A 22,013-nucleotide genomic window follows, 5' to 3' on the forward strand; every position below is an offset into this window, starting at 1 on the left:
TTTAACCCGATAACGTTGTATAGTGGCAGACGTGAACCAATCCGCAGACGCTCAGCTCGCGGTCGGCTGGGAACGCTGCACCTGGGACGGGGCCGACACCCCCATGTCCCGTCGTGAACGGGCAGTAGCGCAAGGCCCGTACCTGGCAGCGGTCCCGCCTGCGATCTCGGGCATGGACTTCGACATCACGTCCGCGATTGCCACCGAGGCCGAGGATGCGCTGGTCGAGATCTCTCATTTCGACGCCGAGTTGGCCAACAGCCTTCCGCGAGCTGATGGAGAGCTCGCTCCACTTGCCGTCGTCCTGCTGCGCACCGAGTCGGCGTCCTCCTCGCAGATCGAAGGCGTCACCGCCGGAGCGAAGGCGTTGGCCATCGCGACCCTGCACGAGTCGTCAGGCCAGAACGCCCGAATGGTCGCCGCCAACGTCGAGGCCATGCAAAGGGCGATCGACCTGGCCGACGACCTCAGCACGGACTCGATCCTCGCCGCCCACCGTGCCCTGATGGATGGTCAGGCCTACGCAGGTCCCGGACGACTGCGGGACGGCCAGGTTTGGATCGGAGGCGGCCCAACTCCCCACACCGCGACATTCGTTCCGCCCCGGTACGAGCGGGTCCCGGCCTTGATGGAAGATCTGGTGGCGTTCTGCAATCGGACGGATATCCCGGTTCTGACCCAGGTCTCGATCGCGCACGCTCAGTTCGAGACGATCCATCCGTTCAACGACGGGAACGGACGTACCGGCCGGACCCTGGTCCACGCGATGCTGCGCCGGTCTGGCGTGACGCGACGTCTGACGGTCCCGGTCTCGGCCGGTCTACTCACGGACACCGAGGCGTACTTCGCCGCGCTTGGATCGTATCGAGACGGCGATCCCGCACCGATCATCACCCAGTTCAGCCGTGCCTCCTTCGCCGCGGTCGGCAACGGGCGGCACTTGGTCACTGACCTCACCGAGATCTACGCCGACTGGCAGCAGGATCTCCCGTCTCGACAGGGCTCGGCCGCCCGTCGACTGCTGCCGCACCTGCTCAGTCAGCCCGCAGTCGCGGTCAAGCACATCCAGCAGCATCTGGAGGTCTCACAGCCGGCCGCACAACGGGCCGTCGACCAACTTGTCGAAGCCGGAATCCTGAAGCAGATCTCAACTGGAAAGCGCGATCGCGTGTGGATCGCACGTGAGGTGATCACTGCGCTCGACAACTTCGCAACCCGCTCCGGCCGCCGCGGTTGACCCCAGGTGGTTGGGACTACCTGCTTTCCGGTTCGGGAAGGAGCAGCTCAGCCGAGCTCGGTCAGTGCCTTTGCTAGTGCTTCGTAGCTCTCCCGGACGGCTTCGGGGTTGTTGAGGCGGTGGCGTTCTAGGCGGGTTGCGGCTAGGTGGCGGGCTTCGTAGAGGGTGGCTCGCCAGAGGGCGGTTGGGGTGCGGTCCAAGGCGCCGTACGTTTGCCAGAAGGCTTCTCGTTCGTCGGGTTTTGCTTGGGCCATTCGGATTGTCCAGTCCGCGGCGGGGTCTCCGAACTCGGCTCGGTCGAAGTCGAGCACTCCGGAGATCACCGGTTCGGGCGCCTTGGGGTCCAGTAGGCAGTTGACGGTCCAGAGGTCGCCGGTCAGCAGGCGCGGCTCCTGTATCTCGTCCAGCTTCGCTCGGCCGCGGGCAGCCAGCGTGGCGGCCGTTCGTACGTCCTCGGCGTCGAGGCCTACGTGTTCCAGGTCGGCTGCGATCTGGGTGAACGATGCGATCACGACCTCGCTCCAGGACGAGTACGCCGGCCCGTCCACTCGGCCGAAGTACGGGCCACGTACGGCGTGCACGGAGTGGGTGATCGCGCCGAGTTGCCGAAAGAACGTCGTACGCCCGGACCGTGGGTATCGCCCCAAACCATCCGGTGCCGGGACGCCGGGCAGGCAGGTCTGGATCATCCAGTCGCGGTCGACGACGGCGTGCGACCAGTCCACGGCGAGCACCCGAGGCATCAGTTCCGCAACCACCGCCAGCCAGGGCACCGCGGCGTACTCGTTCCGCATCAGATGCCGTTCGGACCCGAACTGCGCACTCTCCTCAGGCGCCACCCGCAGCACCACCGGCTCGTCCCGCCCGGCCAGGTCCACCCGGTACACGCTGTTGTACCCCGCATATCCCAGCTCGACCGCCGTCACCGGCACCACGCCTGTACCGAACGCCCGCTGGCAAACCGCCTCGATCTCGGCGGGGGTCAACGCGCCCACTAGAGGTTGTAGGTGCGGGTGGCGGTGGTGGTGAAGATTGCTTCGTGGTCTGTGGGGGTGAGGTTGGTGGTGAGGGTTTTGGCGGTTTCTACGACCTGGTCATAGGTGGCGGCTAGTAGGCAGACGGGCCAGTCGGAGCCGAACATGACTCGGTTTGGGCCGAAGGACTCGAGGACTACGTCGGCGTACGGCTGGAGGTCGGTGGGTTTCCAGGTGGTCCAGGGGGCCTCGGTGACCATGCCGGAGAGTTTGCAGGTGACGTTGGGAAGGGCGGCCAGTTCGCGGAGGTGACCCGCCCACGGCTCCAAGGGTTCGCCGATGACGGGCTTGGAGATGTGGTCGACGACGAAGGTGAGTTGGGGGAGGTTGCGGACGGTCTGGATCGCGGCGGGAAGGTGCGGGGTCTTGGTGAGGAGGTCGTAGGCCAGGCCGGCGTCGGCGACGGCGGTCAGGCCGCGTTGTACGTCGGGCCGGAGGAGCCAGTCGACGTCGGGTTCGTCGTGGACCTGGTGCCGGATCGCCTTCAGATACGAGCCGTCCGGGCGGGACAGTAGGCTGTCGAGGACCTCGGCAATGTCCGGGGCGGTCAGATCCACCCAGCCGACAACCCCTGCCACGAGATCGTTGCTTGCAGCAATCTCTAGGAACTCGACGGTCTCGTCGACCAACCCGACTGTTTGGACCAGCACGGTCGACGTGACGTCGGCCGCAGCGGCGAGTGGCGCGAGGTCTTCGAGCGAGAAGTTCCGCCGGATCGGGTCCAGCTCCGGACCGACCATCCAGGTCTGCTCCCGGACGCTCAAGTCCCAGACATGGTGATGCGCGTCGACTCTACTCATGCGGCGGTGGTCCCCTCGGCGTGGATGAGGCGGATGACTTGCTGGCTCATGCGGTCGTAGTCGTGGTCGTTCGGAAGCTCACCCTGTACGGCGTGGTCGCGCATGACGACGACCCGGTCGGCGAGGGTGATCATCTCCGGGAGGTCGGAGGTGATCAGCAGGATCGCCAGCCCGTTGGCGGCAAGGTCCCAGATCAGCGTGTGAAAGGCGTCCTTGGTGCGTACGTCGATACCGACCGTCGGCTCGTCGATGATCAGGATCTCGGTCTGCGCGGCCAGCCACTTCGCCAGCGAGACCTTCTGCTGATTGCCGCCGGACAGCGTCCCGGCATGCTGCGCCGGGGAAGCGATCCGGATGCCGAGCTGCTCGACGTACGTCGCAACCGTCGAGGTCTCCTCCTTCGCGGGGACGTAGCCGAGCGCCTTCCGCAGCCGGTCCCAGATCGTCACCGCGATGTTCCGGCTGACGGACTGCTCGAGGAAGACGCCTTCCTCTTTCCGGTTCTCGGTGACGTACCCGATCTTGTAGTTCCGCAACGCGTCCCGCACATTCCGGATCCGCACCGCCGAGCCACGCACCCGCACCTCGCCGGCCGTGATCCGATCCAGACCGAGCAGCGCCTTCGCCAGCTCGCTCCGCCCGGCACCGACCAGACCGTACAGCCCGACGATCTCCCCCGGCCGTACGGCGAGGTCCACGTCGACATGCCCGGTCGCCGTACTCACGCCGGCCAGCTCCAGGATCGGCGCCACGTCGCGATCGACCGCGCGAGGAGGCAACGAGAGCGCTTCGTGGGTGCGACCAACCATCAGGTCGACGACCTGGTCGCGGGTCAGGTCGGAGAGCGCACCGCCGGAGAGTACGGACGCGCCGTCGCGAAGGACCGTGACCGTGTCACAGATCTGGAAGACCTCCTCCAGCTTGTGACTCACGAACAGCACGGCACGTCCATCGTTCTTCAGCTTGTCGACGACCCGGAACAGCAGTGCCGACTCGTTCGGCGTGATGGAGGCGGTGGGCTCGTCCAGCAACAGCACCCGACTCTCGATCGACAGCGCCTTGGCGATCTCGACGAGCTGCGCTTGCGCGACAGACAGCTCGGTCACCGGCTGATCCGGGTCGATGTCGAGCTCCAGCTCGGCCAGCCACCGCGACGCCTCCGAGCGGATCGCCGCCCGGTCGACCAGCCCGCGGGACGTCGGCAGCTTCTGCAGCAGGATGTTCTCCCCGACCGTGAAGCCCGGGATCAGGTTCCGCTCCTGGTGTACGACGCCGATGCCCGCCGAGGCCGACTCATGCGGTGAGCCGAATGAGACCTCGCGCCCGTCGAGCAACAACCGCCCGCCATCGGGCCGATAGAGGCCCGTGATGACCTTGATCAGCGTCGACTTGCCCGCGCCGTTCTCGCCGAGCAGCGCGTGCACCGATCCCGCTTCGAGCGCGAGATCCACGCGGTCAAGCGCCCGTACGCCGGGAAATACCTTCTCCACCTTCTCAGCCTGGAACAGCGTCATGACACACCTCCGGCGACTGTGGCGTCTGGTGCCTTCACGACGGTACGGCGTTGTTGCCGGCGGGTTCGCACCTGGCCGAGGACGACCGAACCGAGGACCACCGCGCCGACCACGAAGTTCACCCAGGACGGCTCGAGCGAGAACTCGGCCCGCGCCGTGTCCACGAACCGCACGATGAACGCGGCCAGCACCGTCCCGAGCACCACAACGGACCCACCCGTGAGCAAGGCCCCACCGATGATCGGAGCCGCGAACGAAGGCAGCAGCCAGTCGCCCCCGATGCTCTTGTTCACACCCGGCGAGGACGCGACGGTCAGGATCGCGGCCACACCCAAGACCGCTCCGGACAAGGTGTGCGCGATGATCACCGAGCGGTCGTTCGAGATCCCGGACAGCCGTGCCGCGATCGGGTTGCCCCCAGACGCGAGCAACTGCCGTCCAGGCACGGTACGACGGAGCAGCACCGACAGCGCGCCCGCGACGATCAGCGCGACGATGAAGATCAACGGAAGTACGCCGAAGAGCGCGAACGACCCAAAGTCCTTCAATCCTTGGGGATACGCATCAACAGTCCTCGTGCCGACCAGACGGTACTGCACGCCAAGCAGCACGGTCATCGTCGCCAACGTGACGATGAACCCGTTGATCCGGGTCAAGACAACAAGCACCCCGTTGACCAGCCCGGCCGCAGCGGCCAACAGGAATCCGATCAGCAGCGCGAGTGGAACAGGGACGCCGTGGTCGGCCATGAGCACACCCATTGCCGCCGAGGCGAATCCACCGATCGCACCGACGGCCAGGTTGAGTTGACCCACAGCCAGAACCACCATTTGAGCCAACCCGATCAAAACCGGCACCGCAAGGAACTGAAGCAGCACTCTTAAGGAATTCGCTGAGACCAGATCACCCTTCGAAGCGATCACCAGGAACACGAAGAACACCACGCAGATCGCCAGCAAGGTCATCTCGGTGGACCGCGCGAAACGCCTCATCGCCGTCGCACCCCCTGCCGCTCGGACAGCACTGTCCGGATCCGATCGGTCGACAAGGCAACGAGCAGGATGAGGCCGAGGTAGATGTTGAGGCTCTCCAGCCCAACCCCCAGCAAATCAAGGCCTTTCCGGATCACCGTGGTGAGGGCCGTGCCCAGCAACGTTCCCCAGATAGACACGAAACCGCCGGCCAGCAACGTCCCGCCGAGGATCGGGCCAAGGAAGGACGGGAGCATGAACTCCGCGCCGATCGTTGCCTTGATGGACCCAGTCGAGATCGCGAGCATGAAGCCGGCCAGTGCGGCGAGGCAACCGGACATGGCGTGCGCGACGATGACTCGGCGCGCGGTCGGGATGCCGGACAGCTCGGCAGCGCGCACCGACGAGCCGGTCATCAACAGCTCGCGGCCGAGCCGCGTCCGCGTGAAGATCCACCCGACGACGGCCATTGCGACGACCGCGAAGATCGCCAACTGCGGCACGGCCGGCGAACCACACACGTTCCCGACACAGATGTCGGCCAGCGAGTAGTTGCGCAACTCCCGCATCCCGGGAGGCTTGGTAACGAACGCCGCGTTGTCGGTCAACGCCGTGTACACCAACGGGATCAACCCCAACAGCAGGAAGTCCAGCGCCAGCGTGACCACGAACGAGTTCACTCCGGTCCGCGCGATCACCCAGCCCGCCAGCGCGCCGATCGCCGTACCGGCAATGAGTCCGACCAGCAGGCCGGAGTACAGCGTGAAGTGCCAGAGGTCGTACGAGATGCCGGTGATCATCATCGAGAACGCGGCCATCCGGCCGACAGCCAGGTTCATGTGACCGATCGACAGCACACTCAGCTGCGCCAACCCGACCACAGTGAACATCGCGATGTCCCGCAGCAACGGGAACACCACGAGCTGCTGGTTGAAGAACGCAGGCCGTAGTACGCCGAACAGCGCGGACAGCAGCACCACCAGGATGAGCAGTCCGATCCGCTGGTTGGCCCACCACGGTGTACGCCGGAGTGCCGCAACCGGAGCGTCTTCCTGCAACGCCTCAGTGGCGGTCGAGGAGACGCTCATCCGACACGCCGATCGTCAATCGCGTCCTGATCCCAGTCGATGCCCAGACCGGGTACGTCGGGAGCCACAGCGTGCCCGTCGACCACCGTCATCTCTGACTGCGTGATCGCCCGCAGTTGCGGGATGTGCTCCACATAGCGCCCATTCGGCACCGCAGCGGTCAGACTGACGTGCAGCTCCATCAAGAAGTGCGGACACACCTCCAGGTTGAACGTCTCCGCCAGATGCGCGACCTTGAGCCACGGTGTGATCCCACCGATCCGTGCCACGTCCACCTGGACGATCCCGGCGCCACCAGCAGCGACGTACTCCCGGAACTGCGAAACGGAGTACAGCGACTCCCCTACCGCGATCGGGATGGACGTGGACGCGGCTAGTCGCACGTGACCGGTGACGTCGTCAGCCGGCAACGGTTCCTCGAGCCACGAGAGGTCCACCTCCTCAAAGGCAGCGGCCCGGCGCTTTGCCTCGGCGTACGTCATGGACTGGTTCGCGTCGACCATGATGTCCATCGACGGGCCCACAGCGTCCCGCACCGCCCGCAGCCGCTCCACATCCTCGTGTACTCGCGGTTTGCCGACCTTGAGCTTCACACCGGGCCAGCCGGCCTTCTGTGAGGCCAGAGCGCCCGCGACCAGCTCATCCGTTGTCAGGTGCAACCAACCGCCCTCGGTGTCGTACAGCGGCACCTGCTGACGAAAACCACCTGCCAGTCGCCACAACGGCTCGTTGGCCCGCAAACAACGCAGATCCCACAGAGCGGTGTCCACAGCGGCCAGAGCCAGCGAGGTGATCGCACCGACCGTCGTAGCGTGCGTTGACCAGAACAGGTCGGACCAGAGCGCCTCCACGTTGCGTGCGTCCGTACCGACGAGCCGGGGCAACAGGTGGTCTCGCAACAACGCCAGTACCGCGGTACCGCCCGTACCGATGGTGTACGAGTACCCCAGCCCGCTCAGCCCGTCCGATGTCGACAAAGAGACGAAGATCGTCTCCTGCTTCAGAAACGCTTGTACGGCGTCGGTGCGGACCGTCTCGACCGCCAGGTCGACCAGGTACGCCTCTGCCGTGGTGATCGTGCTCACTGGCAGCTCAGGTGGCTTGCGAATTCGGTCTGGAGCTCCTTGGTCTTCGCCTGCCGCTCCTGGTCGTAGGTGTCGACGTTGGCCTTGGTGACGACGAACGACCCGGAGTCGACGATCACACCGGGGTCCTTCATCGTGCACTGCTTGGACTGCAGCAGGGCGAGCAGCCAGGCACCGACGTACGCCTGGCCGACCGGGTTCTGCGTGACGGTCGCGGCGACCCCGCCGGACTTGATCCCGGCCAGGATCTTCGCGTCGTCGTCGATCGCCACCACCTTGATCGGAAGCTTGCTGCCGGCAACACCGTCGGCCGCGGCCACGGCCGGGTTGTAGGCGGTGGTGACGATGCCCTTGATGTCCTTGCCCTTGGAGGCGAGCAGGTCGGCGACCGCCTTCTGCGCGGTGGACAGGTCCGTGTCGATATCGGTGATCACCGGCAGTTCGGTGACCTTGCCGCCGGTCTCGGCGACCGCCTTCTTCACGCCGGCGATCCGGCGCTGGGTGTTGGAGTCGACGTTGTTGCCGGTCAGGTGCACGATCGTGCCCTGACCGCCGATCGCCGCGATGGTCGCCTTGGCCGCCTTGTAAGCCGCCGTCTCGACGTCGGTGGACAGGCAGAAGTCGGCCGAGTTGGCGTTGCCGGCCGGGCAGGACGCCAGCGAGCCGACCGCGAACCCCTTCGCCTTGAGGTCCTCGAAGGTGGAGTTGATGTCGGTCGGCGACACGCCGAAGATGCCGAACGCGTTGTACCCCTGCGCGGCCAGCGAGTTGATCACGTTGTTCTGCTTGCCCTGGTCCCACTCGCTGGTTTCGTTGAACGTCACGTCACCCAGCTTGAACTCGGTCTTGTCCTGCTGACCGGTGCTCTTCCACGGCTGGAAATACGGGTGCGCCCCGCCGGGAATCAGGGCTAGCTTGACCTTCGAGCCGTCCTTCAGCGTGACCGGTCCGGACGAGGTGCTGGTGGACGCGTCGTCTCCGGTGCTGGTGCCGCCGGAGTCTCCTGTGTTCTTCGTGGTGCATCCGGCGACGAGGGCCACGGTGGCCAGACACACCGCTGTCCTACGGAACGTGACGTTCATGGGGCGGCTCCAGATCCTATAGGATATTGCGAATCCGATGCTGCCGCTTCACACTGGACCCGTCAAGAGTCGTGCAGGTAACGATGAGGGTTGGGCAGAATGGGAGCTTCCCGGGAGGAGCGACGGTGACAGATGCGCATGTGGGTCTGGCGGGGCAGCTCGCCCGCCTGCCGCAGCGACAGGTGCTGAGCGACGACGTCTACGAGACGGTCAAGGGCCTGATCATGGACAGCGTGGTCGAGCCCGGCACGCGGCTGAACATCGACGCGCTGACGCGCGAGCTGGGCATCTCGCAGACCCCGATCCGGGAGTCGCTGGCCCGGCTGGAGTCCGACGGTCTGGTGATCAAGGAACCGCTGCGCGGCTACCGGGTGTCGTCCCGGCTGACCCGCGAGGAGTTCGAGGACCTGTTCGAGTACCGGCTGCACATCGAGCCGTGGGCGGCCGGGCGCGCCGCCGAGCGAGCCGCGGCCGACGACCTGGCCAGGCTGAAGGCGGAGATGCTCAGCTACACCGACGTACCGGACCGTCCGTCGTACGAGAGCTATCGGGCGATGGCGGCGCACGACCAGCGGTTCCACGACCTGGTCCTCGAGCTGGCCGGTAACGAGACCGCCCGGCTGTCCTTCCAGCGGACACACTGCCACCTGCACCTGTTCCGGCTGTACTACGGTGGCGGCATCGCGACGAAGGCGTTGCGAGAGCACAAGGTAGTGGTGACCGCCGTCCGCAAGGGCGACCCTGAGGATGCGGCCGCGGCAATGCGGTCGCACATCGAGGCCTCGCGCGCGCGGCTGCGTCCCATCTTCGACCAGGACTGAATTTCTTCTGACTCAGGGAGACATCTGTGGAACTGCTCCGCCTCGGCGCGGTCGGTGACGAGCGCCCGTACGTGCGCGCCACCGACGGCACCGTCCACGACCTGACGCCCCTCACCGCCGACATCGACGGCGCCTTCCTCGCCGCCGACGGCATCGCCCGTACGCGCGCCGCGCTGGAGGCCGGCGAACTTCCGGCCGCCGACGTCGACGGCCTGCGGATCGGCGCCCCGATCGCCCGGCCGGGCGCCGTGGTCTGCATCGGAATGAACTACGCCGCCCACGCGGCCGAGTCCGGCTCCGAGCCGCCGAAGCAGCCGATCGTGTTCTTCAAGCACCCGAACACCGTCGTCGGCCCGGACGACGAGGTGCTCGTCCCGCGCGGCTCGGCCAAGACCGACTGGGAGGTCGAGCTCGCCGTCGTCATCGGCAAGCAGGCCCGGTACGTCGAGACCGACGAGGAAGCACTCGCCTGCGTCGCCGGGTACGCCGTCTCGAACGACGTGTCCGAGCGCGCGTTCCAGATCGAGGTCTCGGGCGGCCAGTGGTCGAAGGGCAAGTGCTGCGAGACCTTCAACCCGCTCGGGCCGGCGCTTGTGCCGGCTGATGAGGTCTCGGATGTCCAGGACCTTCGGCTGAAGTCATGGGTGAACGGCGAGGTCCGTCAGGACTCGAACACGCGCGACATGGTGTTCTCGGTGGCGGCGCTGATCCGCGACCTCTCGCAGTACATGGTGCTCAGCCCCGGCGACATCGTGAACACCGGAACGCCGGAGGGCGTGGCGCTGTCCGGCCGGTTCCCGTTCCTGTCTCCGGGCGACGTGATGGAGATGGAGATCGAGGGACTCGGTCACCAGAAGCAGGCACTCGGCAAGGCCTGAAAACTGTCCCCGGCCGGCTTTAGGGTCGGCCGGGTGACTGACTTCCTGGCCGACATCAGCAGCTCCTACGACAACGTCGCCGTCTCGTACGCCGAACGCGTGGTGGACGGACCCGAGTGGGAAGAGGCCGGCTTCGACCTGCTCGCTGAGCTCGTCTCCGGCCGGACCGCGCTGGAGGTCGGCTCGGTGTCGGACGTCGGCTCGCCGTTGGAGGTCGGCTCCGTACTGGACGTCGGTTGTGGGCCGGGGCGGACGACTGGGCTGCTGGCGGAGCGAGGTCTGCGGGTGATTGGGATCGATCTGTCGCCGGGGATGATCGAGGTCGCTCGCCGCGATCATCCGGACCTGGACTTCCGGGTCGGTTCGATGACCGCGTTGGAGTTGCCGGACGACTCAGTCGGCGGGGTCGTGTCCTGGTGGTCGATCATCCATCTGCCCCGCGATGTGGTCCCGCAGGCGTTCGCCGAGTTTCACCGCGTTCTCGCTCCTGGCGGAGTCCTGCTGATGGGCTTCCACGTCGGCGAGGAGTCCACTCACAAGACCTCCGGGTACGGCGGTCATCCGATGAACATCTACGTCCATCGATGGACAGCTGCCGCGCTCACCGAACTCGCGGTCGCGGCCGGCTTCACGCCGTACCCCGAGGTTGAAATTCCCGACCACTGCCTGCTGTTCCGGAAGTAGTCTCGGCGCATGACTTCCCGCGTGCGAACCGTGACGTTCGATACCCACGACCCTTACGAGCTGGCCGGTTTCTGGCTGCAGGTCCTGAAGGCCGAGCGTCCCGACGACGACAAGCCCGGCGACCCGTACGCCGCCGTGGTGACGGACTCCGTCACGCTGCTGTTCGAGCAGAACAACGACGAGAAGGCCGCCAAGAACCGCGTCCACCTCGACCTCGAACCGGACGGTACCCGGGACGAAGAGGTCGCCTGGCTCCTCACCCTCGGCGCCACCATCGCCCACGACCACCGCAACCCCGACGGCACCGGCTTCGTCGTCATGCACGACCCCGAAGCCAACGAATTCTGCGTCCTCCGAAGCGCCGCCGAACGAGCCGCCACCAGCTGATCGAGGAGTACAGCGGACGGCCCCGCGTGCTAGGCACCCGCTCCCCTCGTCGCGGTTGCAACGCGCGCCCCACCCACCCTCCGGCGGCCGCCGGCGCATCCTTTCCGGCTAACGCCGGGTTGTTGCGGGCTGCCGCCGCGGTTTGCGCTGCCGCGCGGGCGGAGGCTTGGCCGGCGCCCGTCGGAAGCTGACTGCGGTCTTGGGTGATCCTGGACGCGCTGGGCCTGAACGCCTCCGCCGGACAACACCCCCTTTCCGGAAGAAAATTGCCCGATACCGCCTAAAAAGCTCCGGAAACCGAGCCACCCGCGGGCGGCAGCCCGCAACGCCCGGCGCAGCCGGAACGGGGCGGCCGGAACCGGGCGGCCGTGCCCGCAGCACCCGGCGGTAGCCGGAAGGGATGCACCGGCGCTGAGCCGGGGCGGGTGGAGCCGGCGTGTTGCCGCGTCGAGGAGCGCAGCGACGAGAGAGCGGCTGCGTAGGCGCGTGGGTCGACCACATCCCCCGCGACCACGGCTGCTACAGGTCGTCGGCGTAGGGGGTTTGGCCGGTGAAGGTTAGGTGCCAGTCGGTGGATTTCGCGGAGGCGGTGAGGTCGTAGCCCTCGCGGCGGGCGGTTAGTTGGTGGTGGCCTTCGGTGACGTCGGCGAGGGTGACTTTCCAGCCGCGGGACTCGAGGGTTTCGGCCGCGAAGCTGATCTGAGCTTCGGGGTCGGGAGTGGTGGTCGGGTCGCCGGTTTCGACGGTGATCGTGCAGACGGACTCGTGGCCGCGGTCGTCGGAGAGGGCGCTCTGGTCCACTGGGCCGAGGTCCTGCGTCACCGTTGGGGTCTGGTCCGGTACGACGATTGCCGCCACCATGAGGAGTTCCGAACGCAGGTAGTTGCGGGCTTCGGTCAGCGTCACAACCCCGTCATACACCTTGCCATCAAGTCTTGCGAGGGACCGCAGCGAGTCGTCGGTCAGGAGACGAGGGGTGTCTCGCCGGTGAAGGTTATCCGCCAATCCGTCGCCCACGCGTGGACCGCGACATCGAAACCGTCGCGGGTGGCGGCGACCCGGTAGTGGCCGTTCTCCGGGGGCGCGACCTCGACCGTCCATCCTCTGGCGCGGAGCGCTTCGGCCGCGGCCTGGACGGCGGCGGCCGGGTCCGGGGACTTCGGGTTGCCGGTCTCGACGGTGATCCGGCAGACGGTGGCGGGTCCGCGGCCGTCGAACAGTACGCCGGGATTCACCGGCCCCGGGTCGTGTGTGACGACTGCCCGCTGGTCAGGTACGACGACCGCCGCAACGGCCAGCAGTTCGCTCCGGAGAAACTCCCGCCCGCCCGTCATCGCCGCGGCCCTTCGAACGGCCGCGACCGCGCCTTACCTACCGCTCGAAACGCCCCACCACCCCGCCCACCAGCACCCTCCCGCGCACCAGAACCGGCCGCAGCACCGGCCGCCCCAGCACCAGACCCAGCACCAGGCCCAGCACCAGCACCAGGCCCAGCACCAGGCGACTCATGCCCGCCTCGCCCTGCCGCAGCGCGAGCGGAAGCCCGGGACGGTTTGGTAAGTGCCACAACCCCGTCGTACACCTTCGAAGCAGCCCGCGACGCAGCGTTCAGCGGCCCACCCCACGAACTCCCCAGGATCAGCTTGGACTCAGCGGCCCGGCTCGTGTCCGTCACCGTGATAGCGCCAAGATCTCCACGAACCACCCGACCAATATTGCGCAGCGCCTCGCTGTTAGTCCGGTAATACTCGTTATGCCAATGCACCGAAACCGCCTCGTCGTTCACCAGCGGATCGTTAGTCGCCATCCGAATCGCGTCGGGAAACGTCGCCGGATCCGGCCCATGCCACTCGGAATACGCCACGTAATCCCCCGGCGCCCGCTCGACGTACAGCCGAGTCGGCGGCGGCACGAAATCAGCGGCCTCATCGATGTACTTCGTAATCCCCGGCGACCCAGTCATCACCACGCGATCCGCCCGCCCGCCGGCCAACAAAGCCTGTCCCGCAACATCGGTGCCGTAGGAATGCGCAATCAACGTAGTCTCCGCGCCAGGCGCCTTCAGATCGTCAAGCTCGGTCAGGAAGTCCGCCAACCGAGGCCCAGCCTCAATCGCCGCGTCCTTGCTGGCAGCCTGCACTAGCCCCTGCGGCGAGTCGTAATCCAGCCACACCACAACCGCGCTATCCGGCCCCGCCTCCTGCCGGATCAGGTCGCCGCGATCCGACTGCCCGCGGAACGTCTCCAGACTGTTCCCCATCCCCGGAACCAGTACGCCGACATTCCGCGCCCGGTCGAGATCGCCGAGCACCTCCACCGCGCGTCCGCGACCCTCCAGATCCACCTTCAGAAACTGGCGCGACCGCTGGACCTCGACGACGTTGCCGTCGGCATCCACCTCGGTGGCCGTGACCGGGGCGAGCAGTTCGGTGACGGTGGCCAGCCGCTCCCGCTCCTCGTCGGTCGCGGTGCCGGCATCGGCCGCAGCCTGCAGGCGGTCGCGGGCAGCGACCAGCAGTTCGTGGTTAGCGCGGTACTTCTCGGCAAGCTGATCTGGCTCGGTCATGCATGACTCCCCGTGACAGCCAACCACCTGGGCGTGAGATCGGCCTGTCCGCAGTGTGTCAGGCCGACGGCACGAAGGCCAGTGACCAGTTTCCGCTGTGGTGGGAGAGGTTGACGGCAGCCAGCGGCCGTACGTCGACGTGCCGGAGCGACTCGGCCGGGGCGTCGACGACGTACAGGACGATCGCCCGGACCACCGCGGGATGAACCACCGCGACCACCGCACTGCGCTCGTCGTGCCGCTCGGCCAGGTCACCGAGCCAATCGGCGACCCGGACGAGTACGTCGTTCTCGGTCTCGCCGCCCGGCGTGGCGGTGTGCGGCCGCTCGAGCCATGCCGACACCCGCGACGGCTCGGCCGCGAGCAGTTCCTCCAGCTCGCGGCCGGCCCATTCGCCGTACTCGCGGTCCCGCAGAGTCGACTCCACGACCGGAGTGAATCCCAGTGCGGACGCGGTCTGTACGGCGGCCTGCTCGGGGCCGGCGTACACCGCATCGGCGGAGACCTTGAGATCGCGCGCCACCTCGACACTCGCCGGATCCGGTTCGGCGTCGCCGCCGAGCACGAGCCCGCGCAACGCGGGAGTCAAGGCGTGCGCGATCACTGTCAGAGCCGTCAAGCGGCAGCCACCTTCGTTCGGACCAACCGGCGGTCCACCGCGGCCGCGTACCCGAATCCGAGCAAGAGCCACAGCGTCGCCTGCGTACCGAGCGAGGCGAACCGGAACTGCCACAGCAGCGTAGCGGGGAACGTCTCCGGAACCTCGTTGATTCGCGGCAGGATCAGGTACGCCGCCACGACGGTGGCAACCAGTCCGGCCACACCACCCGCGAGCCGGGCAACGTCGCCGTACCGCGCGGCCCAGCGGGACAGCGCGACCCCGGCCCAGACCGCGAGCAGCCCGATCACCAGCGTCAGCAGATACGTGACAGTCCGCCTGGTGATTGTGTCCGGATCGCCGACGGCCGGTGGATTCGGTGGGTACTTGAAGAACGGGACCAGCACGATGCCGATGAAGCCCGCGGCGGCGAGCCCGAGCGCGGCGTACGCGTCGTTCCCGGTCCGGAGCTTGCGACGGAGCAGCGTGAACGCGACGGCGAACATGCCGCCGAGCGCAACGCCGTACAGGCTGGTGGCGAGGAACAAGCCGGCCCTCTGGCCGTCCCGGCTGACGAGTGGCTCATCCTCTTGGGCGGCAGGCTCAGCACTGTCGGCATGGTCATTGTTGTGGTCATGTGAGTGCGCGGCGCCGGCCTCTTCGATCGCAATCGCCGCGTCGACACGCGGCTCGCCCATCACGTAGGCGAACGTTCCGGCCAGCAGGCCGGCGAAGAGTCCGACGATCAGTCCGCGCACCAGGAGCGATCCGAAGGTGCGCATCGTCTAGTGGCAGGGCACGCCGAGAAGATGGCGACCGTCGTGCATCAGCTCGTGCAGATACATGCCGGACCGCGACACCGCACCCTGGTCGAAACCGACCAGGTACGCGAGCAGGAGCATCACGCCGACGCTGAGCAGCGCGGCGGCGAGGACCTTGGGTGAGAGAGCCGGTACGGCGACCGACGAGGCAGGAGCTGCCATCAGACGTGACCTCCTGGGGAAGTGCGCGTTCCCCTTCGAAAGGCTGCTGGTGCCCGAGCGTCCTGACTTACGAGCCGAAGCTCGCTCACAGTGGCGCGGCCGTGCCGGACTCTCACCGGCTTCCCTCATGGCACCGCAGGTTGTCTCCCGAACCGTAGAGGCCGGGCCGGAACCCGGTCAACGCGGCACGGCGCGGCGGTGATCTATCCCACCCGCCGGATACCCTGCTGCGCCGCGACGCCGTCGCATCTACTCTGAGCAGATGCCGTCCGCTCATCACCTGATCGCCTTCGCGATCACCGCGTTCATCATCATCGTCGTTCCGGGGCCGAGTGTGCTGTTCATCGTCGGTCGCGCGCTCGCGGTCGGGCGTCGCGAGGCAGTGCTGACGATGCTCGGCAACACGATCGGCGCCGCCGTCATGCTGGCCCTGATCGCGCTCGGGCTCGGCACGCTGATCGCGGCCAGTGCGATCGCGCTGACCGTCGTGAAGCTCGGCGGGGCGGCGTACCTGATCTATCTCGGCGTACACGCGTTCCGGTCGCGGAAGTCGCTGGTCGAGGCCATGACCAGTGGCGTGAAGCCGGGCAGCAGCCGGAAGACGATGCGGCAGGGCTTCCTGGTCGGTGTCACCAACGCCAAGACCGCGGTGTTCTTCGCGGCCGTGCTGCCGCAGTTCGTGGACAAGAGCGCGAGCAGCCCGGCCTGGACGCAGATCCTGATGCTCGGCCTGATCTTCATCCTGATCGCGCTCTGCTCGGACAGCGTCTGGGCGGTCGTGGCCGGCACGGCGCGCGAGTGGTTCGCCCGCTCCCCGCGCCGGCTCGAGCTGGTCGGCGGCACCGGCGGCCTGATGATCATCGGCCTCGGCGCCAGCATCGCCATAACTGGTTCTAAGGAGTAGTACGCCGACCTGCCTGTACACCGATCAAGGCGAGCAGGGCCGGGAATCCGAAGGCGACCAGGTACGCCGTGACCGCGGAGTGTGGCTCCATTGCCGCGAACAACGAACCGCCGATCGCGAGGATCGTTGCTGTCGACAACGAGTCGCTGAGTTGTGCTGCCGAGCTGTTGGCGCCCTGTTCGTCGCGTTCGGAGTACTCCAGCACCAGCACCGACAGCGTCGGGAAGACGGTCCCCATGCCGAGCCCGGTGAGGCTCCAGCCGAGGATGCCGACCAGGACCGGCACCTGCGGGTTCAGAGTCAGGGCGGCCGTCACGATTCCGAGCACGATCGACAGCATCCCGGCCTGCAGGAACACCGCGTTCGAGAAGGGCTGGTTCGGCCGGCCGCGGTACCAGGAGGCCGCCGACCAGCTCAGCGCGCTCACGGTCAGTACTAAACCGGCCAGAGCCGGCGACAGGCCGCGCTGCCGGGTCAGCATCAGCGGCAGGAACACCTCGGCGCCGAACCCGGACGCCGCAACCAATCCACGCAGCGCGATCACCGACGGCAGGCCGCGCCCGAACACGAACGTCCCGGACGGCAGCAGCCGAGGCCCGAAAGCGATCACGCCGGCCAGGCCAATCACGAGCAAGACGATCTGGAGTGCGCCGCGCTGCTGCCCTCCGTAGTGCAGCAGTCCGACCCCCACCGCGGCCGCGATCGCCCACATCGCTCGCTTGTCCCACAGCTTCCCGGGCCGCGGCTCATGCTCGATGCCGCGCGCCAGCCCGGGCCGCATCACCAGCGCGGCCGGGATCCCGATCACCGGCACGGCCAGGAACACGATCCGCCAGCTCGCATGCTCGACGATCAGTCCGGCGATCGCGGGGCCGACCAACGATGGCACCACCCACGCCGTCGCGAACGCGGCGAAGATCTTCGGGCGCAGCCTGGCCGGGTACAGCTGGCCGACGACGACGTACAGCGCGACCGTGAGCAGACCTGAGCCGAATCCTTGGATGATCCGGCCGAGGACCAGGATCTCCATCGTCGGCGCGAACCCTGCGATCACCAGGCCGAACAGGAACCACGCCGTACCGTGCCAGAGCGGGCGAGTCGGGCCCTTCAGGTCACTCCAGGTGCCGGAGACAACCATCGCGACCACGCCGGAGGCGAGCGGTCCGCCGAACGCGAGCGCGTACAGGCTGAGCCCGTTCAGCGCCTGCGCGACGGTCGGCATCGCGGTCGCAACCGCCAGGGACTCGAACGCGACCAGGGTGATCAGCGCGGTCATCCCGATGGTCAACGCGCGGTACTGCGGAGAGAGGACGCCGCCTGTCTCAGTGGTGGGCTCGGCAACGGTTGTCATGCCGAGAAGACTGGTTGCTCAAGTGTGCTTTAAGTCAAGGCGGCGAGAACGAGAGCGATGATCGGCGGGACGGCTTGGGTGGCCGCGGCGCGGACCATCCGGCGGTCGGAGGCAACGAGTACGACGCCGGCGCCGGCCATGCACGCGCAGGCGAACAGGGCGATGGCGTGGCCCTTGTCGCCGCCCCAGATCAGGCCGCCGAGTGCGCCGATCGCGAGGAACAGGTTGTAGAAGCCCTGATTGAACGCCCACGGCCGCGCGGCCGCCATCTCGGTCTCGTCCTTGACCAGGAACCGCCGGTAGGTGCTCGGCTTGCGGAACAGCAGGCTCTCCATCGCGAACACCACCAGATGGAACGCCCCGGCCAGCCCAACGAAGATCTGCGCAATGACGCTCATGCCGGGAAGGTACCGCTACCCTCGCCAATCCGTGGTGAAGGCGCGCGCTGGGTTGTTCCGGAACACGGCGTCCGCCACGTCGGCACCGAAGTACTGCGTGATCCGCGGCTTCAGGTGGGTCAACAGGTACGGCATACCCGGGCCTTCGCCGGTCGCCGCACGAGCGCGGGCGGTCGTGGTGTCGCCGCCGAGCAACAGGCGGTCCGTGTACCCGGCGTCGATCAGCGCCGCCAGACAGTCCATCATCCGCGGATCGGTGGCGTTGTTCGCCCGCGACGGCCCGTCGAACGCCAGCCACGCACCCCGCCGCGCCAACTCGAGCTGCACCCGATGATCGGGGAAGCGGTTGAGATGACCGAGGATGACAGCGCCCGGATGTACGTCGAGCTTGTCGACCAGCAGGTCTAGTACGGCGTCGGCCGCGGAACCCAGCTCGTGGTGGACTGCGATGGGCGCGTTCGTCGCGTGATGGGCCTCGGCCGCGGCATGCATCACCAGCTCGGCGTGCGCGTCGAGGACGTGGAATCCGCCCGCCACCTTGATGAGTCCAGCCCGGACCTGGCTGTCCCCGATACCCGCGGTCAACTCACGGACGAAGATCTCGGCCAGTTGGTCCTGCACCTTGTCGACGAACCCGTCCGGGTAGTGCTCCCGTCGATGCAGTCCGGTCGCGGCGACGATCGAAACCCCTGTGCTGCTTGAGATTCCGGGCAGCAGCTCGGCGCGGCGATTCAGCCCGTGCGGTGTCCACTGGACGATCGCCTGACCACCTGAGTCCGCGAACGCACGTACTTCGGCCAGCGCGGCGGCCTCGTCGTCCAGCTCCTGGCCGGGCAGCGCGGCCGACCGGAAGAACAGGTGATCGTGCGAGTCACACACGCCGAGCGCGTCGGGACGCAGGTCCCCCAGAACAGTCCTGATCACCGATCCTCCTCGTTCGATGGTCCAGTCATAACGCACAAAAGACCCAGTCGGAGTGACTGGGCCTTTCTGCGGGTCAGCGACCGCGGCGGGAGCTGCCTGCGCGCGAGCCTGCGGAGAACGCTGCGGCTCCGGCGGGGCGAGCTGCCGATCCCGGAGTGCTCGTGCTGTAGCTCTTCGGGCCGCCCGAACCGGCGCGGGCCTTCGAGCGACCGGAGCCCCTTGAGCCACCTGCTGCCCGAGCCGACTGGCCGGAGCCGGACTGGCTCGACCGCTTGCCGGTGGCCGGCTGAGCGGGGCCCGAAGCGCGCCGACGGCGGTTGCCGCGGCCCGATCCGTTGCCGCCCGAGCTCGCGACGCGTTCCGGCTGGACCGGCCTCGCCGACGGCTCGACGTACGTCCGTTCGCCGGGGGCCAGCTCGGTCAGCAGCGGGTCGCCGGTGGTGAGCTTGGTGACCGTCGCGGCGATGCCGGCCTTGCGGGTCAGGTCGCGGACATCGCGGACCTGGTCGTCGGTCATCAGCGTGACCACGGTCCCCTCGGCGCCGGCTCGCGCCGTACGGCCGGAGCGGTGCAGGTACGCCTTGTGCTCGATCGGCGGGTCGGCGTGGATCACCAGCGTCACGTTGTCGACGTGGATGCCACGGGCCGCGATGTCGGTGGCGACCAGGGTCTTCGCCGACCCGTCCGAGAAGGCCTCGAGGTTCCGCGTGCGGGCGCCTTGCGACAGGTTCCCGTGCAGCTCGACCGCTGGGACGCCCTGGGCGATCAGCTTCTTGGTCAGCGACTTGGCGCCGTACTTCGTCCTGGTGAACACCAGCGAACGCCCGGGAGCAGCGGTCAGGTCGACCAGCACCGGGAGCCGCGTGTCCGGCTGCACATGCAGAACGTGGTGCGTCATCTTGGCGACCGGCGAGCGGGCCGAGTCGACGCTGTGCGTGACCGGGTCGGTCATGAAGCGCCGGACCAGGACGTCGACGCCGGCATCCAGGGTGGCCGAGAACAGCAGCCGCTGGGCCGTGGCCGGGGTCGCCTCGAGAATCCGGCGCACGGCGGGAAGGAAGCCGAGGTCGGCCATGTGGTCAGCCTCGTCGAGCACGGTGATCTCCACCGCGCCGAGCTTGGCGTGACCGGCCTGGATGTGGTCCTCGAGCCGGCCCGGGCAGGCGACGACGATGTCGGCGCCCTTGCGCAGGCCGTTGATCTGCGGGCCGTGCCCGACGCCGCCGAAGATCGTCATCGACCGCAGGCCGAGCGTGTCGGCGAGCGGCGTGATCGAAGCCTGGATCTGGGTGGCGAGCTCGCGGGTCGGCGCGAGGATCAGCGCACGCGGCTGGTTCGGCTTGCGCTTCGTGCTGCTCGCGGCAAGCCTCGCCAGCACCGGCAGGACGAAGGCGTAGGTCTTGCCCGAACCGGTCCGGCCGCGGCCGAGAACATCCTTACCAGCCAGGGAATCCGGCAACGTGGCCGACTGGATCGGGAACGGGTTCGTCACACCGGCCGCGTCGAGCGCGGTCACCAGCGGTGCCGGTACGCCGAGCTCCGCGAAGGTGCGGTTGTCGGGGGCAACTGTTTCGGTCTGCTCGTCAAAGTTGCTGGTGGCAACTGTCGACTGCTCGACGACGGCCGGCTTGGTGCGGCCGGCACCGGAGCCGCGGCGACGCCGTGGGCGTGCCGATCCGCCGCGCGCATCGCCGTTGGGCTTGCGGGACGGGGAGGTGGACTGGTTGGACGTGGGTGTAGACGTGGGGCGGCGGGCCGCCATATAGGTACTCCAAAAGTCGGGGGTCGTCCTGCCCGGCGCGGCCGAGTGGGCCGCGGCGCGTGGTGGTCGACTGCTGGCGCACAGTAGTTGCGCTCACCGGCCCGAGGCAGAACTGGGCGGGCCGTCACCCATAGTGTACGTCACCGGAGCCCAGCACCGGTTGGATATACACAGGACACTGGTCACACACGCTAGGTTCTGCTCGTGACGACAGAGTTCCGGGTGGACCCGCCCACCGCCGCCGACGAGCGGACGCTCCTGCAGGGATTCCTCGACTTCCACCGCGGCACCCTGCTCTGGAAGGTCTCCGGCCTGACCGGCTCGCAACTGGTCCAACGCGCCGTCGACCCGTCCAGCATGTCGCTGATCGGACTGGTCCGGCACCTGAGCGAGGTCGAGAAGTACTGGTTCCACCGGGCTCTCGCCGGCCACGACTCGCCGCCTAAGTTCTGGACGGGCGAACACCCGGACGGCGACTTCGACCTCGCCGATCCTGAGCTGGCCGAGCAGGACGTCGAAGACTTCCGCCAGCTGGTGAAGACCTCCGACACGCTGGCCGCGGGCTACTCGCTGGACGACACGTTCACCCGCCCCGGCTACGAAGGCGCGTACTCGGTCCGCTACCTCTACATCCACATGATCGAGGAATACGCCCGCCACAACGGCCACGCCGACCTCCTCCGCGAACGCCTCGACGGCCAGACGGGCGAGTAGTCCGCCCCACGCGTGCGCACCCGCCCGCCCCGGCGAGCTATCGCCGGGTGTTGCGGGCTGGCGCCCGCGGTTGCTCGCTCGGCTCGTGAGTGACTGCGAGGCGGGCGTCTGCTCACCGAGCTGGCGTGGTGGGAGGAGCTGTGGTCGGGAGTCGACCGTGATTTGCGGACCGCCACGCATGCAGAAGTCGCGCGGGGGCGCGGACCTGAGCGTGCGCACTCGCCGTGATGTG

At 67.7% G+C, this 22,013-nt stretch carries 24 protein-coding genes and 1 riboswitch; of the genes, 7 read left to right on the forward strand and 17 right to left on the reverse strand.

Going from position 1 to position 22,013, the window contains the following annotated elements:
* Positions 1–31 precede the first annotated feature (31 nt).
* Positions 32–1,237 (forward strand): Fic family protein, encoded by a 1,206-nt coding sequence (locus tag EV650_RS22320; RefSeq protein WP_134120977.1) that lies wholly within the window; start codon positions 32–34, stop codon positions 1,235–1,237.
* 47 nt (positions 1,238–1,284) lie between these two features.
* On the opposite strand, the gene EV650_RS22325 is transcribed toward EV650_RS22320, so the two are convergent.
* The 7 genes from EV650_RS22325 to EV650_RS22355 are packed head-to-tail and all read right to left on the reverse strand — an operon-like array spanning position 1,285 to position 8,811.
* Positions 1,285–2,223: a phosphotransferase family protein gene (locus EV650_RS22325; RefSeq protein WP_238174376.1), complete on the reverse strand. Its 939-nt coding sequence runs from the start codon at positions 2,221–2,223 to the stop codon at positions 1,285–1,287.
* Positions 2,224–2,231: 8 nt separating this feature from the next.
* Positions 2,232–3,071, reverse strand: a complete 840-nt coding sequence (locus EV650_RS22330; protein WP_134120979.1) for an amidohydrolase family protein — start codon at positions 3,069–3,071, stop codon at positions 2,232–2,234.
* Positions 3,068–4,585: a sugar ABC transporter ATP-binding protein gene (locus EV650_RS22335; RefSeq protein WP_134120980.1), complete on the reverse strand. Its 1,518-nt coding sequence runs from the start codon at positions 4,583–4,585 to the stop codon at positions 3,068–3,070. The genes EV650_RS22330 and EV650_RS22335 overlap by 4 nt, the downstream gene beginning before the upstream one ends.
* Entirely contained in the window at positions 4,582–5,577 is a 996-nt protein-coding gene (locus EV650_RS22340) for an ABC transporter permease (RefSeq protein ID WP_134120981.1), read from the reverse strand. The genes EV650_RS22335 and EV650_RS22340 overlap by 4 nt, the downstream gene beginning before the upstream one ends.
* Entirely contained in the window at positions 5,574–6,644 is a 1,071-nt protein-coding gene (locus tag EV650_RS22345) for an ABC transporter permease (RefSeq protein ID WP_134120982.1), read from the reverse strand. Before EV650_RS22345 ends, EV650_RS22340 begins: the two co-directional genes overlap by 4 nt.
* Positions 6,641–7,729 carry a mandelate racemase/muconate lactonizing enzyme family protein gene (locus EV650_RS22350; RefSeq protein WP_134120983.1) on the reverse strand — a complete coding sequence of 363 codons (1,089 nt, stop codon included), beginning with the start codon at positions 7,727–7,729 and terminating at the stop codon, positions 6,641–6,643. Before EV650_RS22350 ends, EV650_RS22345 begins: the two co-directional genes overlap by 4 nt.
* Positions 7,726–8,811, reverse strand: coding sequence for a substrate-binding domain-containing protein (locus EV650_RS22355; RefSeq protein ID WP_134120984.1), 1,086 nt, complete (start codon positions 8,809–8,811; stop codon positions 7,726–7,728). The genes EV650_RS22350 and EV650_RS22355 overlap by 4 nt, the downstream gene beginning before the upstream one ends.
* A 125-nt stretch (positions 8,812–8,936) precedes the next feature.
* Here EV650_RS22355 and EV650_RS22360 point away from each other — a divergent pair, with 125 nt between their 5' ends.
* From EV650_RS22360 to EV650_RS22375, 4 genes are read left to right on the forward strand one after another with little or no spacing between them, the layout of a single operon-like run.
* The gene (locus tag EV650_RS22360) at positions 8,937–9,632 is read left to right on the forward strand and encodes a GntR family transcriptional regulator (protein ID WP_238174377.1); all 696 of its coding nucleotides are present in this window, start codon (positions 8,937–8,939) and stop codon (positions 9,630–9,632) included.
* Between the two features lie 26 nt (positions 9,633–9,658).
* Positions 9,659–10,510, forward strand: coding sequence for a fumarylacetoacetate hydrolase family protein (locus tag EV650_RS22365; protein ID WP_134120985.1), 852 nt, complete (start codon positions 9,659–9,661; stop codon positions 10,508–10,510).
* A 33-nt stretch (positions 10,511–10,543) separates the two neighbouring features.
* Positions 10,544–11,194 (forward strand): class I SAM-dependent methyltransferase, encoded by a 651-nt coding sequence (locus tag EV650_RS22370; protein ID WP_238174378.1) that lies wholly within the window; start codon positions 10,544–10,546, stop codon positions 11,192–11,194.
* 9 nt (positions 11,195–11,203) lie between these two features.
* On the forward strand, positions 11,204–11,581 hold the full coding sequence (locus EV650_RS22375) for a VOC family protein (RefSeq protein ID WP_134120987.1): 378 nt from the start codon (positions 11,204–11,206) through the stop codon (positions 11,579–11,581).
* A 519-nt stretch (positions 11,582–12,100) separates the two neighbouring features.
* Here the strand turns inward: EV650_RS22375 and EV650_RS22380 are convergent.
* The 6 genes from EV650_RS22380 to EV650_RS22405 are packed head-to-tail and all read right to left on the reverse strand — an operon-like array spanning position 12,101 to position 15,728.
* Positions 12,101–12,487, reverse strand: coding sequence for a hypothetical protein (locus tag EV650_RS22380; protein WP_238174379.1), 387 nt, complete (start codon positions 12,485–12,487; stop codon positions 12,101–12,103).
* Positions 12,488–12,543: 56 nt separating this feature from the next.
* Entirely contained in the window at positions 12,544–12,915 is a 372-nt protein-coding gene (locus tag EV650_RS22385; RefSeq protein WP_134120988.1) for a hypothetical protein, read from the reverse strand.
* Complete coding sequence (locus EV650_RS22390) at positions 12,912–14,147, reverse strand: alpha/beta hydrolase (RefSeq protein WP_134120989.1); 1,236 nt, start codon at positions 14,145–14,147, stop codon at positions 12,912–12,914. The genes EV650_RS22385 and EV650_RS22390 overlap by 4 nt, the downstream gene beginning before the upstream one ends.
* 58 nt (positions 14,148–14,205) lie before the next feature.
* Positions 14,206–14,766 carry a histidine phosphatase family protein gene (locus tag EV650_RS22395; RefSeq protein ID WP_134120990.1) on the reverse strand — a complete coding sequence of 187 codons (561 nt, stop codon included), beginning with the start codon at positions 14,764–14,766 and terminating at the stop codon, positions 14,206–14,208.
* Positions 14,763–15,527 (reverse strand): CbtA family protein, encoded by a 765-nt coding sequence (locus tag EV650_RS22400; protein WP_134120991.1) that lies wholly within the window; start codon positions 15,525–15,527, stop codon positions 14,763–14,765. Before EV650_RS22400 ends, EV650_RS22395 begins: the two co-directional genes overlap by 4 nt.
* A gap of 3 nt (positions 15,528–15,530) precedes the next feature.
* On the reverse strand, positions 15,531–15,728 hold the full coding sequence (locus EV650_RS22405; protein ID WP_134120992.1) for a CbtB domain-containing protein: 198 nt from the start codon (positions 15,726–15,728) through the stop codon (positions 15,531–15,533).
* A 38-nt stretch (positions 15,729–15,766) separates the two neighbouring features.
* A riboswitch (cobalamin riboswitch) is annotated at positions 15,767–15,909 on the reverse strand.
* A gap of 81 nt (positions 15,910–15,990) precedes the next feature.
* On the opposite strand from EV650_RS22405, the gene EV650_RS22410 reads away from it, so the two are divergent.
* Complete coding sequence (locus tag EV650_RS22410; protein ID WP_134120993.1) at positions 15,991–16,632, forward strand: LysE family translocator; 642 nt, start codon at positions 15,991–15,993, stop codon at positions 16,630–16,632.
* On the opposite strand, the gene EV650_RS22415 is transcribed toward EV650_RS22410, so the two are convergent.
* The 4 genes from EV650_RS22415 to EV650_RS22430 form a co-directional block, all read right to left on the reverse strand.
* Positions 16,622–17,983 carry an MFS transporter gene (locus EV650_RS22415; RefSeq protein ID WP_134120994.1) on the reverse strand — a complete coding sequence of 454 codons (1,362 nt, stop codon included), beginning with the start codon at positions 17,981–17,983 and terminating at the stop codon, positions 16,622–16,624. The genes EV650_RS22410 and EV650_RS22415 overlap by 11 nt on opposite strands.
* A 29-nt stretch (positions 17,984–18,012) precedes the next feature.
* Complete coding sequence (locus EV650_RS22420; RefSeq protein WP_134120995.1) at positions 18,013–18,381, reverse strand: DUF1304 domain-containing protein; 369 nt, start codon at positions 18,379–18,381, stop codon at positions 18,013–18,015.
* 15 nt (positions 18,382–18,396) lie between these two features.
* Positions 18,397–19,305 (reverse strand): phosphotriesterase family protein, encoded by a 909-nt coding sequence (locus tag EV650_RS22425; protein WP_202874817.1) that lies wholly within the window; start codon positions 19,303–19,305, stop codon positions 18,397–18,399.
* 73 nt (positions 19,306–19,378) lie between these two features.
* Complete coding sequence (locus EV650_RS22430) at positions 19,379–21,067, reverse strand: DEAD/DEAH box helicase (protein WP_238174380.1); 1,689 nt, start codon at positions 21,065–21,067, stop codon at positions 19,379–19,381.
* A gap of 204 nt (positions 21,068–21,271) precedes the next feature.
* Here EV650_RS22430 and EV650_RS22435 point away from each other — a divergent pair, with 204 nt between their 5' ends.
* On the forward strand, positions 21,272–21,781 hold the full coding sequence (locus EV650_RS22435) for a DinB family protein (protein WP_134120996.1): 510 nt from the start codon (positions 21,272–21,274) through the stop codon (positions 21,779–21,781).
* Positions 21,782–22,013: the final 232 nt, after the last annotated feature.

Source organism: Kribbella kalugense (genome assembly GCF_004365875.1).
GTDB classification, from domain to species: Bacteria; Actinomycetota; Actinomycetes; order Propionibacteriales; family Kribbellaceae; genus Kribbella; species Kribbella kalugense.

Bases quoted from the DNA above. Each gene is read 5' to 3' on its own strand.
- EV650_RS22400 (WP_134120991.1), bottom strand. From the start codon at position 15,527: ATGCGCACCTTCGGATCGCTCCTGGTGCGCGGACTGATCGTCGGACTC.
- EV650_RS22335 (WP_134120980.1), bottom strand. From the start codon at position 4,585: ATGACGCTGTTCCAGGCTGAGAAGGTGGAGAAGGTATTTCCCGGCGTA.
- EV650_RS22410 (WP_134120993.1), top strand. From the start codon at position 15,991: ATGCCGTCCGCTCATCACCTGATCGCCTTCGCGATCACCGCGTTCATC.
- EV650_RS22415 (WP_134120994.1), bottom strand. From the start codon at position 17,983: ATGACAACCGTTGCCGAGCCCACCACTGAGACAGGCGGCGTCCTCTCT.
- EV650_RS22420 (WP_134120995.1), bottom strand. From the start codon at position 18,381: ATGAGCGTCATTGCGCAGATCTTCGTTGGGCTGGCCGGGGCGTTCCAT.
- EV650_RS22355 (WP_134120984.1), bottom strand. From the start codon at position 8,811: ATGAACGTCACGTTCCGTAGGACAGCGGTGTGTCTGGCCACCGTGGCC.
- EV650_RS22330 (WP_134120979.1), bottom strand. From the start codon at position 3,071: ATGAGTAGAGTCGACGCGCATCACCATGTCTGGGACTTGAGCGTCCGG.
- EV650_RS22340 (WP_134120981.1), bottom strand. From the start codon at position 5,577: ATGAGGCGTTTCGCGCGGTCCACCGAGATGACCTTGCTGGCGATCTGC.
- EV650_RS22405 (WP_134120992.1), bottom strand. From the start codon at position 15,728: ATGGCAGCTCCTGCCTCGTCGGTCGCCGTACCGGCTCTCTCACCCAAG.
- EV650_RS22430 (WP_238174380.1), bottom strand. From the start codon at position 21,067: ATGGCGGCCCGCCGCCCCACGTCTACACCCACGTCCAACCAGTCCACC.
- EV650_RS22345 (WP_134120982.1), bottom strand. From the start codon at position 6,644: ATGAGCGTCTCCTCGACCGCCACTGAGGCGTTGCAGGAAGACGCTCCG.
- EV650_RS22375 (WP_134120987.1), top strand. From the start codon at position 11,204: ATGACTTCCCGCGTGCGAACCGTGACGTTCGATACCCACGACCCTTAC.
- EV650_RS22390 (WP_134120989.1), bottom strand. From the start codon at position 14,147: ATGACCGAGCCAGATCAGCTTGCCGAGAAGTACCGCGCTAACCACGAA.
- EV650_RS22385 (WP_134120988.1), bottom strand. From the start codon at position 12,915: ATGACGGGCGGGCGGGAGTTTCTCCGGAGCGAACTGCTGGCCGTTGCG.